At 62.6% G+C, this 16,249-nt stretch carries 13 protein-coding genes; 8 read left to right on the forward strand and 5 right to left on the reverse strand.

Annotation, left to right across the window (positions count from 1 at the left end):
• Positions 1–44: 44 nt before the first annotated feature.
• The gene (locus KHO22_RS04840) at positions 45–635 is read right to left on the reverse strand and encodes a 2-hydroxychromene-2-carboxylate isomerase (protein WP_211945974.1); all 591 of its coding nucleotides are present in this window, start codon (positions 633–635) and stop codon (positions 45–47) included.
• 82 nt (positions 636–717) lie between these two features.
• On the opposite strand from KHO22_RS04840, the gene KHO22_RS04845 reads away from it, so the two are divergent.
• The 3 genes from KHO22_RS04845 (at position 718) to KHO22_RS04855 (ending at position 2,986) form a co-directional block, all read left to right on the forward strand.
• The gene (locus KHO22_RS04845; protein ID WP_211945975.1) at positions 718–1,293 is read left to right on the forward strand and encodes a TetR/AcrR family transcriptional regulator; all 576 of its coding nucleotides are present in this window, start codon (positions 718–720) and stop codon (positions 1,291–1,293) included.
• 204 nt (positions 1,294–1,497) lie between these two features.
• Positions 1,498–2,127 carry a 2-hydroxychromene-2-carboxylate isomerase gene (locus KHO22_RS04850; RefSeq protein ID WP_211946225.1) on the forward strand — a complete coding sequence of 210 codons (630 nt, stop codon included), beginning with the start codon at positions 1,498–1,500 and terminating at the stop codon, positions 2,125–2,127.
• A gap of 40 nt (positions 2,128–2,167) precedes the next feature.
• Positions 2,168–2,986, forward strand: a complete 819-nt coding sequence (locus tag KHO22_RS04855; RefSeq protein WP_211946226.1) for a YdcF family protein — start codon at positions 2,168–2,170, stop codon at positions 2,984–2,986.
• Between the two features lie 3 nt (positions 2,987–2,989).
• On the opposite strand, the gene KHO22_RS04860 is transcribed toward KHO22_RS04855, so the two are convergent.
• Positions 2,990–3,901 carry a LysR family transcriptional regulator gene (locus KHO22_RS04860; RefSeq protein WP_211945976.1) on the reverse strand — a complete coding sequence of 304 codons (912 nt, stop codon included), beginning with the start codon at positions 3,899–3,901 and terminating at the stop codon, positions 2,990–2,992.
• A 113-nt stretch (positions 3,902–4,014) separates the two neighbouring features.
• Between KHO22_RS04860 and KHO22_RS04865 the strand changes: the two genes are divergently transcribed.
• Positions 4,015–4,920: an aldo/keto reductase family oxidoreductase gene (locus KHO22_RS04865; protein ID WP_211945977.1), complete on the forward strand. Its 906-nt coding sequence runs from the start codon at positions 4,015–4,017 to the stop codon at positions 4,918–4,920.
• Here KHO22_RS04865 and KHO22_RS04870 read toward each other — a convergent pair.
• Positions 4,917–5,966: an AraC family transcriptional regulator gene (locus tag KHO22_RS04870; protein ID WP_211945978.1), complete on the reverse strand. Its 1,050-nt coding sequence runs from the start codon at positions 5,964–5,966 to the stop codon at positions 4,917–4,919. The two genes, KHO22_RS04865 and KHO22_RS04870, sit on opposite strands and share 4 nt — an antisense overlap.
• A gap of 311 nt (positions 5,967–6,277) precedes the next feature.
• On the opposite strand from KHO22_RS04870, the gene KHO22_RS04875 reads away from it, so the two are divergent.
• From KHO22_RS04875 to KHO22_RS04885, 3 genes are all read left to right on the forward strand, one after another.
• On the forward strand, positions 6,278–7,180 hold the full coding sequence (locus KHO22_RS04875) for a TauD/TfdA dioxygenase family protein (protein WP_211946227.1): 903 nt from the start codon (positions 6,278–6,280) through the stop codon (positions 7,178–7,180).
• Between the two features lie 24 nt (positions 7,181–7,204).
• Positions 7,205–8,269 (forward strand): beta-keto acid cleavage family enzyme, encoded by a 1,065-nt coding sequence (locus KHO22_RS04880; protein ID WP_211945979.1) that lies wholly within the window; start codon positions 7,205–7,207, stop codon positions 8,267–8,269.
• Positions 8,270–8,502: 233 nt separating this feature from the next.
• Positions 8,503–11,010: an EAL domain-containing protein gene (locus tag KHO22_RS04885; RefSeq protein WP_211945980.1), complete on the forward strand. Its 2,508-nt coding sequence runs from the start codon at positions 8,503–8,505 to the stop codon at positions 11,008–11,010.
• 110 nt (positions 11,011–11,120) lie between these two features.
• Here the strand turns inward: KHO22_RS04885 and KHO22_RS04890 are convergent, their stop codons facing one another.
• Positions 11,121–11,450, reverse strand: a complete 330-nt coding sequence (locus tag KHO22_RS04890) for a DUF1484 family protein (RefSeq protein ID WP_211945981.1) — start codon at positions 11,448–11,450, stop codon at positions 11,121–11,123.
• A gap of 503 nt (positions 11,451–11,953) precedes the next feature.
• Between KHO22_RS04890 and KHO22_RS04895 the strand changes: the two genes are divergently transcribed.
• Complete coding sequence (locus KHO22_RS04895) at positions 11,954–13,342, forward strand: DUF3427 domain-containing protein (protein ID WP_211945982.1); 1,389 nt, start codon at positions 11,954–11,956, stop codon at positions 13,340–13,342.
• Positions 13,343–13,543: 201 nt separating this feature from the next.
• Here the strand turns inward: KHO22_RS04895 and gyrB are convergent, their stop codons facing one another.
• Positions 13,544–16,069 carry a DNA topoisomerase (ATP-hydrolyzing) subunit B gene (gene gyrB, locus KHO22_RS04900; protein ID WP_211945983.1) on the reverse strand — a complete coding sequence of 842 codons (2,526 nt, stop codon included), beginning with the start codon at positions 16,067–16,069 and terminating at the stop codon, positions 13,544–13,546.
• Positions 16,070–16,249 lie beyond the last annotated feature (180 nt).

Consider the following 16,249-nt stretch of genomic DNA (forward strand, 5'->3'; position numbering starts at 1 on the left):
TGTCTCCTTATGTTGTATTTCGTTCCCGGACTGACGCTTGCCAGCTAGACGAGTGCTTCGCGCACAAAGTCCAGGCGGTCCTGGCCGAAGTACATTTCCGTCCCCACGAACATCGTCGGCGCGCCAAAGACCCCGCGCTGCAAAGCCTCGTCTGTATTCGCCTTCAGCGCCGCCTTGACTTCAGGGTCGCTCACCCATTGCGCCACCAGTTCCGGAACAAAGTCGCGGCCTGCCAGCGTCTGCGCGACGAGCCCCGCGTCATTCAGATCGAGCGCGTCCACCCAGAGTGCCCGGAAGACGGTGGACAGGTAGTCGTCAAGGCGCTCCGGCTGACGCAGCTGGACTCCGACCGCGGCACGCATGAGGCTCAGCGTCAGAATGGGAAAGTGCGGGTTATGCGCGAGGGCAACCCCATAGCGCCGCGCATGGCGCGCCAGGTCAGTCGTCACGTAGCGACCTTTTGCGGGCACGGAAGCGGGTGACGAATTCCCGGTAGCCTGGAAGATGCCTCCCAGCAGCATCGGCCGATAGACCAGCCGGGCCCCGGCTTGCTCGCAGAGCGTCGGGAGCTGCGTCCATGCAAGGTAGGAAGCCGGACTCCCGACATCGAAGAAGAACTCCACGGCTTTCGTCATCTCTGCCTCCTTTATAAAACGATCGTTTAGTTAACGGACGATATGCTATCGTTCATGGCATGTCAACCGCACACCGACTGTCATGCGCTACACCAAGACTCACAAGGAAGAAACCCGTGCGAAGCTGCTGGATTCCAGCAGCGCCATCGCCAAGAAGGGAGGATTCGCTTCCACGGGCGTCGATGCGCTGATGTCTGCCATCGGCCTTACCGGAGGCGCGTTCTACAGCCACTTTCGCTCCAAGCAGGAGCTGTTCGAGGCCATCGTCGAGCAGGAGATGCAGAAGAGTTGCGACATGCTGGCGGGCAACCCCGATTCCCCGGACAACCATGTGGCCAAGTGCGTGAGAGACTACCTGAGCAGCTTTCATGCGATTTCGCCCGAGGTCGGTTGCATCCTCCCGACGCTCGGTCCGGAAATTGCGCGTGCCGATCCCGAAGTGCGTGAACGGGTGGAGCGGGGCCTGAAGCAGACGCATCAGAGCTGGCGCGAACGAACCGGCGACGCCGATGCCGCGTGGGCACTCATCGCCCAGCTTGTCGGCGCGCTGGTGGTGGCCCGGGCGGTGGAAAGCGAGAAGACGCGCAAGGAAATCCTCGCGGCCAGCCGCCGCTTCCTCAGCAAGACGATTCCCTCCACGGCGCCGACCAAGGCCTGAACACGCAAGGACAGGCGCCGCCCTCTCGCACGATTCACTTCGCAATCGGCGCCATGGAACGCGAGAAGGCGGTCCCGGAATCGATCCGATACAGGAAGAACAGCGGCTGATGCGGACACGGCCACCAGAATGACGACCGACGCCCTCGCCTCGATTCCCGACCCGAATTCCCCGCCCCGAATTCCCCGACCCAGGAGACAAACAATGAGTGTTGTAGACGTCCAGTTCCAGTTCGACTTTGGCAGCCCGAATGCCTACCTTTCGCACAAGGTCATTCCCGCGATCGAAGCCCGGACGGGCGTGAAGTTCGAGTACGTGCCCGTTCTGCTCGGGGGACTGTACCGGCTGACGGGCAACCGCTCGCCCGGCGAGGCCTTCGCCGGCATCAAAAACAAGCCCGAATACGGGCGTCTTGAGGTCCAGCGCTTCGTCGAGCGCCACGCGCTCTCCGCATACCGGTTCAACCCGCATTTCCCGGTCAATACGCTTCAGATCATGCGGGGCGCGATTGCGGCACAGATGGAAGGCGTATTCGAGCGCTACGTGGACGTCGTCTACTCGGCCATGTGGGAACAAGAGAAAAAGATGGATGATGCCGCGGTGATCCTGGCGGTGCTGGAGGAAAACGGCTTTGACGGCGCGCGCATCCTAGCCCGGATCGACGAACCCGCCGTGAAGGCGAAGCTGCTGGATAACACCCAGAAAGCCTTCGAGCGCGGCGCCTTCGGCTCGCCCACCTTCTTCGTCAACGACGAGATCTACTTCGGTAAAGACCGTCTGCGAGAGGTCGAGGAAGAAATCAATCGCGTTCTTGCCGCTGAAGGCTCGGCATAAAGCGGAAACGCCGCAGGCCCCAACGTTGTCGACGTTCACCATGCAAGCAGTAGACAAGACCACATCACCGCCCGGAAGGCTTATCGCATGGAAGCGTGCATTGCTCGCACTGGTGGGCGCCATACTGCTTGGCGACGCCGTCGGGCTGATGTCCCTGGGGCTGTTCAACTTTGGCATCGTGCTCCCCGGCAGCATCGGCATCGCGTTCCTGCTGCTCGCGCTGTGCTGGAATCGGGTCGCACGCTGGCGCGTGGCGGACCGGCGCAGACAGTTGCTCTGGCGTGCGACATGGACGGGTTTTGCCGTGTGGCTCGTGACCGTGGGCCTGTACTTCCATGGCATCCGCAGCGGCATGGGCGTGACCGTGCCTGAAGGCATCCCGATCGAGGCCATCATCGTTCTCGGATCGGGCACCCCCAACTGCCAGGCATCTCCCGCGTTGACGGCGCGACTGGACCAGGGGCTGGTGCAGGCTCGGCGATGGCCCGCGGCGAAAGTCGTGGTGAGCGGCGGACAGGACTTCGGCCAGCATTGCACCGAGGCCGACATCATGGCCGACTACCTCATTGCGCGCGGCGTGGCGGCTGACAGGTTGATTCGGGAGGGCCGCAGCACCAGTACCGAGGAGAACCTTTTGTTCAGCCGAAGCTTGCTGGAAGCGCGGCACGTCGACGCGGCAGGCCCAATCGTGCTCGTGACCAGTGACTTCCACGTGCGGCGCGCCGTGGGCATTGCTCGCAAGGCGGGATTCAGCGAGGTATTCGGCGTGGGAGCCAGCACGCCTTTATACCTCCGCTTCAATGCGTGGTTGCGTGAGTACTTTGCGTCGATCAGCAGTTGGGTCTTGCGGGAGTATTGAGCTTTACGCCCTCTGCTCCACGTCTCCACGTTCCTTCAAGAAATCCACAAACGCCCGCAACGGCGCCGGCAAGTGCCTTCTCCCCGGATAGTAAAGAAACGGCCCTGAGAACTGTTGCCACCAGGGCTCCAGAATCGGCTCCAGCGCCCCGCTTTCCAGATGCGGCCGCAGCTTGCCCTCGAAGATGTGGATCACGCCCATGCCCGTCAGCGCCGTCTCGACCGCCAGATCGATCGACGCCACAGGCCGGATCAGCAGGCGATTCGGCGGATCCAGCCGCAGTTCCTCGCCGTCGCGCTCGAAGATCCACGGTGGCGTCGCCCCGCTGGCGAACTGCCCGCGCAGGCAGACGTGAGAGAGCAGGTCGCGCGGATGCTCCGGCCTGCCATGCCGGTCGAGATAGTCCGGCGTTGCCGCCGTCGCAAAGCACTGCACGCGCGGACCGATCGGGATGGCGATCATGTCCTGCTCGAGTCGCTCTTCGTAGCGGATGCCAGCGTCACAACCGATGGCCAGCACGTCAACGAATCCATCCTCGACCACGACCTCCAGGCGGATGTCGGGGTAGGCCTCCATGAATGGCGGCAGGATGGATGGCAACACGGTCCACGCGGCGCTCGATGGCACGTTCAGCTTGAGCGTTCCGGATGGCTTGTCGCGGAAGGCGTTCAGGACGTCCAGCGCCGACTCCATCTCGCTGAACAGGGGCGTGAGCCGCTCGAGCAGGCGCAGCCCCGCTTCGGTCGGGGCGACACTGCGCGTGGTGCGGTTGAGCAGGCGCAGGCCCAGCTTCGCCTCCAGGCGGCGCACAGCGATGCTGAGGCTGGACGCCGACACACCGCTGATGCGTGCCGCATCCCGAAAGCCCCCGGCGCGGGCCACCGACACGAATGCGGCCAGATCGTTGAATTCCATGCCAGTGTTCGATTTTTGAAACAGCCCATTCAATCTAGGCGGGATTATCAAACACTGCAACGGCAAACATACTGGCCCCACCTGTTCAGCCAAGCCGAATCAAGGAGAGCGCCATGTCCCCCACATCCCAACCGCACCGCCCCGCCACCACCTATACGCTTGCCGGCCGCACCGTGAACCGCATGGGCTACGGCGCCATGCAGCTCGCCGGTCCCGGCGTGTTCGGACCGCCGAAGGATCGTGACGCGGCGATCGCCGTGCTGCGCGCAGCCGTCGCGTCGGGCGTGAATCACATCGATACGAGTGACTACTATGGCCCGCACATCACCAACCAGCTCATCCGCGAAGCGCTCCATCCCTACCCGGACGACCTGGTGATCGTCACCAAGGTCGGCGCGCGGCGCGGTGCAGACGCCTCGTGGCTGCCGGCGCTGGAACCGGCAGCGATCCGGCAAGCGGTCCATGACAACCTGCGCAATCTGGGTGTGGAGGTGATGGATGTCGTCAATCTTCGGATCATGGGCGATATCCATGCACCGACGGAAAGCTCGATCGAACGGGAGTTCACCGCGCTGGCGGAGCTGCAAAGGCAGGGACTGGTTCGCCACATCGGATTGAGCAACGTGACATCGGCGCAGGTCGCTCAGGCGCTGAAGATTGCACCGGTCGTCTGTGTGCAGAACCAGTACAACCTCGTGCAGCGTGGCGATGATGCGCTGGTGGATGAACTGGCGGAACAGGGCATTGCATACGTGCCGTTCTTTCCGCTCGGCGGATTTACGCCGATTCAGTCGGCGGGGTTGTCAAAGGTGGCGAGCGCCATCGGGGCGACGCCGATGCAGGTAGCGTTGGCCTGGTTGCTGCATCGGGCGCCGAATGTGTTGCTGATTCCAGGGACATCGTCGGTGCAGCATCTGCGGGAGAACCTGAAGGCCGCGGAGATCGTGCTGACGGATGCCATCCTTGCGGAGCTGGATGCGATCGGCGGCGGGACGCCGCAAGCCTCCCGCATCGCCTAGCCGTGCCGCAGGCACACCGCCCGGCGACCTCCTGCCGTTGCATCGGCGTGTGCCAGCCGCTGGCGCCACTGCGACGGTGCGACACCGAACTCCGCCGAGAACCAGCGCGTAAAGGAGCTCGGCATCGAGAAGCCGAGCAGCTCCGCGACCTCGGCCAGCAGATGGCCGCCGCTGACAAGGTACCGGACCACCAGTTCGCGCCGCACGTCATTGACCTGATGCGAGAACACGGTACCCGCCGACTTGAGCCTGCGCTGCAGCGTTCGTACCTCCACCTCCAGCCCCCGGGCCACTTGCTCGATCGAAGCGTGGCCCATTGGCAGCAGCAGATAGATGGCCTTGCGGACCTCCAGGACGCAGGATGTCGCGCTGGTCACTGACTGCGCCTCCAGACAGCGGCGCGCATACTCCGCCATCATCGGGTCCGCGATCGGGTTGGGATGGTCGAAATCCGTGGCGGCACAGGCGATCCCGTTGAACTCGCTGTGAAACTTCAGCTTGCAGCCAAACATCCGCTGATGCAGTTGCAGATCGGCCGGCGCGTCATGCGTGAAATGAACGCTGTGCGGGTTCCACTGCAGACCGAGCAGGACACTGCACGCGCGATGCAGCGTACCGGTGGCGAGTTCGATGGCCTGACGCGATACCGCCGCATCCTCCAGTACGATTTCCTCGCGCACGATCACTGTCGTGCCGGCATCCTCCACCAGCATCGCCAGCGATTCGTTCATCAGGCTGCGATAGCGGATCAGCGTACGTAGCGCATCACGCAGGGTGGCCTGGTGCATCAGCAACAGGCTGATGGCACCCAGGTCCGCGAGCTGGCGCGTCGCGGCCATGCGCAGGCCGAATGTCTGGCATCCGCTTGCGCGCGCCGCCTCGTCCAGCAAGGTCATGACCGTGGTCACCGGAATGCGCTGGTCCGGGTCATCGAGCAAGGCGCGCGAGACGCCTGCCGCGCGCAGGATCGGTTCCGTATCCAGCCCCAGTTGCGACGCCACGTCGAAGTAACCCGTCAACGCCGCCGCGCGAACCTGTGTCGTCATCGCCCCCCTCCTCTGATCTTTGCCGCAAGGATGGTGTGGGCAGCAGGCGAGGAATTTGACGGCGATCAAATTGGTGCGACCCCACCTCCGCCCTTGGCATCAAACGCAATGCAGGTGTCGCGCGATGAAAAGTCCCTCGCCGCTCCCGGACAGTAATTTTCACCTGACGCCAGAAGCGTCGACTGACCCCGATCCAAAAACGGCAGGAGACAAAGAGTGACCACAACCAGCATTTCCCATCGCCCTGCGGGGCGCGGTATCACATACCCGGCATGCCCGGCTTTCGTCATGACCCGCACGGAGGCCGCATGATGCGCGTAGAACAACTGACCGCCACCATCGGCGCCGAACTGACGGGCGTGAGCCTGGCCGATGCCATCCACGATGACGGGCTGTTCGGAGAGATCCGGGCCGCCTTGCTGCGGCACAAGGTGCTGTTCCTGCGTGACCAGCATATTTCCCGCGCCGAGCATGTTGCGTTCGCGGAGCGATTCGGCAAGCTGGAGAATCACCCGGTCGCCGGCAGCCACCCGAAATACCCGGGCCTGGTGCAGATCTACAAGCAGCCGGACCAGCCGATGGACCGCTACGAAAACGCCTGGCACACCGATGCGACCTGGCGCGAGGCGCCGCCCATGGGATGCGTGCTGCGCTGCGTGGAAGGTCCTGCCGTCGGGGGCGACACGATGTGGGCCAACATGGCGCTCGCCTACGAGAACCTGCCCGAGCATGTGAAGGCACAGATTGCCGGCCTGCGCGCCCGGCACAGCATCGAGGCCAGCTTTGGCGCCGCCATGCCGATCGAACGGCGCCTGGCCCTGAAGGAGCAGTACCCCGATCCCGAGCACCCGGTGGTACGCATCCACCCCGAGACCGGCGAGAAGATCCTCTTCGTCAACGCCTTCACCACCCACTTCACCAACTTCCACGCGCCGGCAAACGTGCGTTACGGCCAGGACTACAACCCGGGTGCCCTCGAACTGCTGCGTTACCTGGTGTCGCAGGCGTTCATTCCCGAGTACCAGGTGCGCTGGCGCTGGAAGGCGAACAGCATGGCGATCTGGGACAACCGCAGCACCCAGCATTACGCGGTAATGGATTACGCGCCGTGCCATCGCAAGATGGAACGCGCCGGCATCATCGGCGACAAGCCCTTTGGCATTGGCGAGCGCGCCATCGACACCGACACACCCGCACCCGCACTGGCCGCCTGAGCCAACCACCACGAGGAGAGAGACATGGATTTCATCGACGGTTCGCTGTTCCCCGAGAACCAGCAGAAGCTGGTCATTACCGCAGCCCCTTATGGCCCGGAATGGATGCCTTCCGATTTCCCGGAAGACATCCCGGTGTCCATGGAAGCGCAGATCCAGAAGGCCGTGGATTGCTACAACGCGGGGGCCACCGTGCTGCACGTGCACGTGCGTGAAGCGGACGGCAAGGGCTCCAAACGCCTGTCCAAGTTCAACGAACTGCTCGCCGGCATCCGCGCCCGCGTGCCGGACATGATCCTGCAGGTGGGGGGCTCGATTTCCTTTGCGCCCGAGAACGACGGTGACGTGGCCAGGTGGCTGTCCGACGATACCCGCCACATGCTGGCGGAGCTGAAGCCGACGCCGGACCAGGTGACTATCGCCATCAACACCAACCAGATGAACGTGGTCGAGCAGATGTGCGCCGCTGACGTGGCGGGCACCTCGCTGGCCGAGCCGGCGAACTATCGCGCCTATCGCGAAATGACCATTCCTGCCGGGCCGGAATGGGTGGAAGAGCACATCCGCCGCCTCAGCAGCAACGGCATCCAGACCCACTTCCAGCTTGCCACCATCGCGCAACTGGAAACGGTGGAGCGGATGATGCGCAAGGGCAACTGCAACGTGCCCCTGATACTGACCTGGGTGGCGATCGGCGGCGGCTTTGAAGCGCCAAACCTCTACAACCTCGCGAACTTCGTGCGGGCCTGCCCCAACGGTTCAGTGCTGACGCTGGAAACCTCCATGCTCAACGTGCTGCCGCTGAACATGATGGCCATCGCCCTGGGCCTGCATGTGCGTTGCGGCATCGAGGACAACATCTGGAGCCAGCGCCGCGACCGCAAGCTGGGCACGGTGGCGCAGATCGAGCAACTGGTGCGCATGTCACGCGAGTTCGGCCGCGACGTGGCCAATGCGAGCGAGGCGCGGGACATCTACAAGATCGGCACGTTCTACGACAGCGCCGCCGAGACGCTGGCCGAGAACGGGTTCGCGCCGAACCGCAAGCCCGGCCAGGTCGGATTCACCAGGCACGCCAGCCGCGCATAAGCTGTCACCTACGCCGCGTGTTAGCCGGCATGCCCGCCGCGCCGCCCCACAGGCATTGCCGGGGCGGCACGGCGGGCATTGTTTTTTTCAGTCCGTCTTCGGCGTGTTGCGCTTTGGCACCTGCTAATTCCACCTTGATTTACGTCAAGAGTCGCCACCGGCCTCGCCACTATGCTCACGGGCGCTGTCGGGCAGTCTGAACAACAACGAGACGCAGGGGCTAGGGGAGCGACATGCCGCATCACACCATGGATATCGAGATCGAGCGCCTGGTATCCAGATCCACGCTGGAGTGCGAGCTGCTGACTCCCGTCAGTGAGGTGGTCGCCAAAATGGCGAGGCGCCGCTGCAGTTCGATTGTCGTGGTGGATCAGGGGCGAGCCGTAGGCATCTGGACCGAACGCGACGCGCTGGCGCTCGGCGATGATGTCAACGCCCTGTACAGGCCGATCAGCGCGCTGATGAGCCATCCCGTACAGGCCCTGTCCGGCACCACGCGCCTTGGCGACGCGGTGGTCCATTTCAAGAACCGGGGCATCCGCCATTGCCTGGTGGTCGACGACGCCGAGCGCCCGCTCGGCATGCTCACGCAGACCGACCTCGTCATGGGCCACGGTGCGGAATTCTTCCTGCGCACCAAGCCGATCGATTCGGTCAACCTGTCCCAGCCGGTCACGGTCGCGCCAGCCACCTCGCTGCTCGACGCCATGCGCACCATGCGCACCGCCGGGCTGACCGCCATCGTCGTGCGCTACCCGGGGGATGAGTACGGCATCCTGACCGAGCGCGATATTGTGCGACTGGCCGCCGCCAATGCACTCGGCGGCACGGTGGCCGAGCATGCGACACGTCCGCTGCGCGCACTAAGGCGGTCGCAGACCCTGTACGCGGCGCGCCAGACGCTGGTCGAACACCGCATCCGCCATGTCGGCGTCCTCGACGACCAGGACGAGCTGGCGGGTGTGCTGAGCCTGGCCGACATCCTGAGCAATATCGAGTACGAGTACGTGCACGAGCTTCAGCTGGCGCTGCGCGAGCGTGACGAGGCCTTGCTCGAGTCCGCCTATCACCTGAAGCTGGCCGACCGCGTGTTCGAAGCCACGCTCGACGGCGTCATGGTGACCGACCTGAACGGGACGATCGAGCGGGTCAATCCAGCCTTTACGCAGCTGACCGGCTATTCCCGGGACGAGGCCGTCGGCCAGACCCCGCGGATGCTGAACTCGGGGGAACAGAGCCCTGCGTTCTATCAGGCCCTGTGGCACGAGCTGCGCGAGAACGGCTCCTGGCAGGGCGAGATCTGGAACCGCCGCAAGAACGGTGAACTCTATCTGGAGTACCTGTCGATCTCGGGCATCTACAACCACGATGGCAAATGCACGCACTACGCCGCCATCTTCTCGGACATCACCCAGCGCCGGATGGACGAAGAGCGCCTGAATCACCTGGCGATGCACGATGCCCTCACGGCCTTGCCAAACCGTACCCTGTTCAGCGAGCGCCTGAAGCAGGCCATCGCCCGCGCCAAGCGTGCCGCCCGGCGGGTGGCCGTGCTGTTCATCGACCTTGACCGCTTCAAGCTGATCAACGACACTATGGGGCACGGCGTGGGCGACCAGGCCCTCAAGGTCATCGCCCGGCGGCTCAAGGAAGCCATTCGCGAAAGCGACACGGTGGCGCGCCTGGGCGGCGACGAGTTCACGGTGATCGTCGAGGAGATCGAGGACATCCGCCACGTCGTGCAGATTGCCCAGGCGTTGCTGAACGTGGTCGGGCAGCCGATCGAAGCCAACGGACAGACCGTGTTCGTGACACCGAGCATCGGCATCAGCATCTACCCCGACGACGGCACCGACCCGAAGCAGTTGCTGATGCAGGCCGATCGCGCCATGTACGAGGCCAAGGACGAAGGCAAGAACAACTTCCGCTTCTTCGCCGCGCAGATGACCTCGTCCTCGATGGAGCGGATCACGCTCGAAAGCGAGTTGCGCAACGCCCTGGCGGCGAGCGAATTCCGCCTGCACTACCAGCCGGTCTTCGACTTGCGCAGCGGGGCCATCGTCAGCGTGGAAGCGCTGCTGCGCTGGCAGCATCCGACGCGGGGCCTGTTGCCGCCCGGCGCGTTCATCACCACGGCCGAGGATTCGGCCCTGATCGTGCCGATCGGCACCTGGGTACTGCGCGAAGCCTGCAGGCAGGCGCGCCTCTGGATCGAAGAGGGTTTCGAGTTCGGCCGGATAGCGGTCAACCTCTCCGCGCGGCAATGCCGCCACGAGCAGTTCCTGCATGACTGCACCACCATCCTGAGCGATACCGGCTTGCCGCCGTCCAGGCTGCAGCTGGAACTGGTCGAGAGCATGGCCATGACCGGCAACGGCATGACGGAATCGCTGCTGGGCGAACTGGCCCGGCGTGGGGTGAGCCTTGCCATTGACGATTTCGGGACGGGGTACTCGTCCTTCACCTATTTGCAGACCTTGCCGGTGGATACGCTGAAGGTGGATCGGTCTTTCCTCGCCGGCATCGACGCGCGGCAGCGTGACGGAGCGATCCTGCGGGCCATGGTCGCCATGGCGCATTCGCTTGGGTTGACGGTGGTGGCGGAAGGGGTGGAGAACGAGGAGCAGTTGCGGTTCCTGCGGGAATTCGGGTGTGATCGTGCGCAGGGGTTTTTGCTGGCGCGGCCGGTGCCGGCGGAGTTGTTGCGGCGTGCGGGGATTGGGGCTGAGATCACGACATAGCCACCACCTACTCGCTTGCCGGCCACCAGTGCCGGAACCAAAACGACGCGAAGCCAGTTGGCTCGCGTCGTTTTGCATTCAGGCCCGTTTGTGGACGAGCCCGCCCCTCGTCAGACCAGCGCCTGCAGGCGATCGGCGTTCTGGTCGATCTGCTGCTTGAGCGGCAAGAGCAGGGCGTAGAGACCCATGCAATCGGGGATGTCGTCGCTCTGGAAGTCCAGCAGGGTCAGGACGGAACGGAGGCCGGCGCTGATGCGCAGGAGGTCGTCGCTGGTTTCGAGGATGTGGTCTTCGAGGGTGACGGGTGTGCTGGGTGGGGGCAGGGTGGTTTTGGCGAGGCGGCGGGCTAGGGCGCGGTCGGCTTTTGCTAGGTTTTGGGCTAGTTGGGCTTGTTTTTGGGCGAGGGTGGGATCCTCGGGAACTGGGGTGGTGGGTTGCATTGCGACCTCCGTGTGAGTGATGGAGGCCCGCCGTCCGCTGCTAATCGGGGTGGGCGGGCACAGGGCAGGGTTAGCAGACCGGCACACACGGAACACCGGCGAGCCCGAAGGCTCCCCCGCCAAGGCCCGCCCGTTGGGTATGGGCGTGCGAAGGCGTTTCGGACGAAAGAGGAGCCGCTGAGCGGCTCCGTCCGGCGTGTGTTGGGCAGGCTGCTAAACCTGGTCGCCGTTGCATCGGCGACGAGTGAATCTTGAACACGGGCGCCAGAGAGGTCAATGCAGCGCCGAAAGCGCGCAACGAATTTTGACACACTGGCTGGAAAGTCCCTACTCCTCTGGGGAAAACTGCTGCAGAGCGGTCTGAATCTTCGTCGAGGGCAATGGGGAAATTCTCAAACGATCATCGAATTTTCGCTATAGTCTTAGCGCCCCCGGCGCAGTAGGCGGCAGCGACCACACCCTGGAGGCAACCAACTTCGAATGCAACTCAAATAATAAAAGTCGTGGACAACGTCGATTTGCAGATTAAAAAGGGGCCAACAGGGCGAATCAAGGGACTGCGAAAGCTGCTGGAAGGCATGAAGCGGGAAGATGTTTTGGGGGTGTTATCAAGCTTCTCCCTCGAGGCCGCGGCTCCTCACGGGTACATTCAGTCGACCGACTTCGACCTTGTTTATGAGGGGCGTACATATCCTCCCAAAGCGGTATTGGGCCTCGCAGCCGAGAGAGTACTTGGTCGTCCATTGAACTCTGGAGAGTTCTCCGGAGGAGAGAAATCAGCTTGCTTTGCGGTTCTCCAGTCGCTTGACTTCGAAGTTTCCCGGAAAATTACAAAAAAACCGCTTCAGTATGATTTCCGAGGACTTGAGCGACTGCAGTCGTACGACCGAAGAGAGATCGCGGGGGTCTTCGAACCTGATGCAAAGTTCACGCCCGGAGCTGGTCTCTGGGGCATACAGGGCATTGTCGAGACTCCGGCCAACAGTGGTAGTTTTGTATTCATAGTGACGTTAGGAGAGCCTGTTGAAGGCAATCCCTACCAAGACGCGTTGACGCTCGACGGGTACCTGATCTGGGAATCCCAAACAAGGCAAAGCCTTCAGTCGCGAGTAATTCAGAAGCTGCTCGCCCATGATCCGCAAGAGCAAAACATTCATCTCTTCCTGCGCCCAAATGACCGGGTCAAGTACACATACTTGGGCTTGCTGGAGTACTTTTCTCACGATCCCCAAAAGAACAATCCTGTTCATTTCATTTGGAGGATTCAAAACTGGGATCTGAATCAAGAACGATTGGACAGCGTGAACCTGCCCGTTCTTCCACCGCTTGATCCGGCATACTCTCCACCGCATCAGTCACCCGTTGTTCAAGGACTCGTTCGGGTGCCATCGCCCGCTCACGTTCCACTACCCGCTGCGCCACGGAGAAGAACGGCTTCTCGTGCGAAGGCGAAGGACCCCATAGATTGGGCCGAGCGTGACCTTCGGAATCGACAACTTGGCCTTCATGGGGAGAAGCTCGTACTCAAATATGAGATCGATATGCTGCGGGCAGCAGGCCGTCCAGAGCTAGCAGATCAAGTACGTCATGAGGCGCTCTACGACTCCGCTGCGGGCTTCGACATCGCATCGTTTCGCCCGGACGGTCGCTCTAAGCGGATCGAGGTCAAGACTACTCAGGGGCCAGCGTCGACGCCGTTCTTTATCTCGATCAATGAGGTCTTGGCATCGCGTGAGTATGCGGATAGCTATTTCATTTACCGGGTCTTCGGGCAACAACCCGGAGCTGAGCAAGTTAAGTTCTTTGAATTACCCGGGGATGTTGAGATCAGCTGCGGTCTCCAGCCCACTACTTTCCGAGCCTATCCGCACGATGAGATAGAACAAGACTAAATTACCCATGTGACCGAGAACGCGACCTTCAACCTATCGGCCAGCAGTCAATTTTTGGGTAATACGCGGACACAGCTTCGAGGCAACCTAGGTAGGTGGAAAGCCTTCACTCCTAATGAAGACATCGCTTCGCAGGATCAAAAAAAAAGCCAATCCCGAATCAGGATTGGCTTTTTTATCGGAAAATTTCAGTGATGGCTATCAAACATCAATATTCCGCGCCACCAACGCATTACTCTCAATAAAGTTCCTCCGCGGCTCCACCTCATCCCCCATAAGGGTGGTGAAAATCTGATCCGCCGCAATAGCATCCTCAATCTGCACCTTCAACAGTCGCCGCTGGGTAACGTCAAGGGTAGTCTCAAACAACTGCTCAGGGTTCATCTCCCCAAGACCCTTATACCGCTGACGCGACACCCCACGTTCGGCTTCGGAGAGCAACCACTGCATCGCCCCATGGAAGTCATTGACAGTCTGATCCCTCAGCTTGTCCCCTTCCCCGCGCTGCACCTTGGTCCCCTCAGGCGTCAGCCCCTGGAACGTCTTGGCCGCATTGGACAGCGCCGCGTAATCCGCCCCGTGGACAAAGTCCGCGTCCATGTGCGACAGCCGCACGTTGCCATGATGGCGACGCGCAATCATCAGCCGATGCTTGTCGGTCTTCTCGTCGAACTGGGCATACACATCAGCCGTGCCATCGTCATTGACCGCAGCGCCAAGCAGCGTCTTGGCATGCATCTCCGCCAGCTTGGCCTTCAGCGCCACGGCCGAAGCCTCGGCCGCCGGCGCGCTGTCCAGATCCAGCGCCACGCCATCGGCAATCGCGCGCAGCGCATCCGTATCCACGATGCGTGACAGACGGCCGATCACGCCTTCCGTCAGCTGGTACTGCCGCGCCAGCTCGGTCAGCGCATCGCCATTGATCTCCACGCCGTCCGGGCGCACCAGCACGGCCTTTTCCATGGCCAGCTTGAGCAGGTAGGCGTTGAGCTCGACGTCGTCCTTGATGTAGCGCTCTTCCTTGCCATGCTTGATCTTGTAGAGCGGCGGCTGGGCGATGTACACGTAGCCGCGCTCGATGATGTCGGGCATCTGGCGGTAGAAGAACGTCAGCAGCAGCGTGCGGATGTGCGAGCCGTCCACGTCCGCGTCGGTCATGATGATGATGCGGTGGTAGCGCAGTTTGTCCAGGTTGTAGTCGTCCTTGCCGATGCCGGTGCCCAGCGCGGTGATGAGCGTGAGCACTTCCTGGCTGGAGAGCATCTTGTCGAAGCGCGCGCGCTCGACGTTGAGGATCTTGCCCTTGAGCGGCAGGATGGCCTGGAACTTACGGTCGCGGCCCTGCTTGGCGGAGCCGCCTGCGGAGTCACCCTCCACCAGGAAGAGTTCGGACAGGGCCGGGTCTTTTTCCTGGCAGTCGGCCAGCTTGCCGGGCAGGCCCATGCCGTCCATCAAGCCCTTGCGGCGGGTCATTTCGCGGGCCTTGCGGGCGGCTTCGCGGGCGCGTGCGGCGTCGACGATCTTGCCGCAGATGATCTTGGCATCGCCCGGGGTTTCCAGCAGGAAGTCGCTCAGGGCCTTGCCGACGAGTTCTTCCACCGGCAGGCGCACTTCGGACGAGACCAGCTTGTCCTTGGTCTGCGAGCTGAACTTGGGCTCGGGCACCTTGACGGAGAGCACGCACGACAGGCCTTCACGCATGTCGTCGCCGGTGGTTTCCACCTTGGCTTTCTTGGCGACCTCGTTCTCTTCGATGTACTTGTTGATGACGCGGGTCATCGCGGCGCGCAGGCCGGTCAGGTGGGTGCCGCCATCCCGCTGCGGGATGTTGTTGGTGAAGCAGAGCACCTGCTCGTTGTAGCCGTCGTTCCACTGCATGGCCACTTCCACGGCGATACCGTCTTTTTCGGTATTGGCGTAGAAGATGTTGGGGTGCAGCACGCTCTTGGAGCGGTTGATGTACTCGACAAAACCCTTCACGCCGCCGGAGAAGGCAAAGTCTTCTTCCTTGCCGGTGCGCTGGTCGACCAGCTTGATGTGGACGCCGTTGTTCAGGAACGAGAGCTCGCGGATGCGCTTGGAGAGGATCTCATAGTGGAACTCGACGTGGGTGAAGATTTCTTCGTCCGCGAGGAAGTGGACTTCGGTGCCGCGCTTGTCGGTGGCGCCGATGATCTTCATCGGGGACACTTCGACCGGCTGGCCATCCGGGCCGTTGACGGTTTCGACGATGCGGTTCTGCACATCGCCCTTGGCGAATTCGATCAGGTGGACCTGGCCGTCACGGCGCACGGTCAGGCGCAGCCACTTGGACAGCGCGTTCACGCAGGACACGCCCACGCCGTGCAGGCCGCCGGACACCTTGTAGCTGTTCTGGTTGAACTTGCCGCCGGCGTGCAGCTCGGTCATGGCGATTTCCGCCGCGCTGCGCTTGGGTTCGTGCTTGTCGTCGAACTTGACCAGGGGCGGGATGCCGCGGCCGTTGTCGACGATTGAGATCGAGTTGTCGCTGTGGATGGTGACCTGGATCTCGGTGCAGTAGCCGGCCAGCGCTTCGTCGATGGAGTTGTCCAGCACCTCGAACACGAGGTGGTGCAGGCCGGTGCCGTCGGAGGTATCACCGATGTACATGCCCGGACGCTTGCGTACCGCCTCCAGGCCTTCCAGGATCTGGATCGAAGAGGCTCCGTAGGTGTTTTCCTGCTGCGGGTTCTGCTGTTCGGTCATGTTTTCCTACTCACGGCAAATGCGGAGTCCGGCCACGGCGGCACATTGGCCAGGCCCGGGAGGCTCCGCAAGGCGGTTACTAAAAACGGCAAAAGGGGCGGACCGTTTTCGATCCTGCCCCCGCTGCGAGAAGACTGCCCGTAATGATGCGGGTGTCGGTGCGTGCCGTTTGCTGCTCCG

The sequence above is a fragment of the Cupriavidus yeoncheonensis genome (genome assembly GCF_905397275.1).
Classification (GTDB): Bacteria; Pseudomonadota; Gammaproteobacteria; order Burkholderiales; family Burkholderiaceae; genus Cupriavidus; species Cupriavidus yeoncheonensis.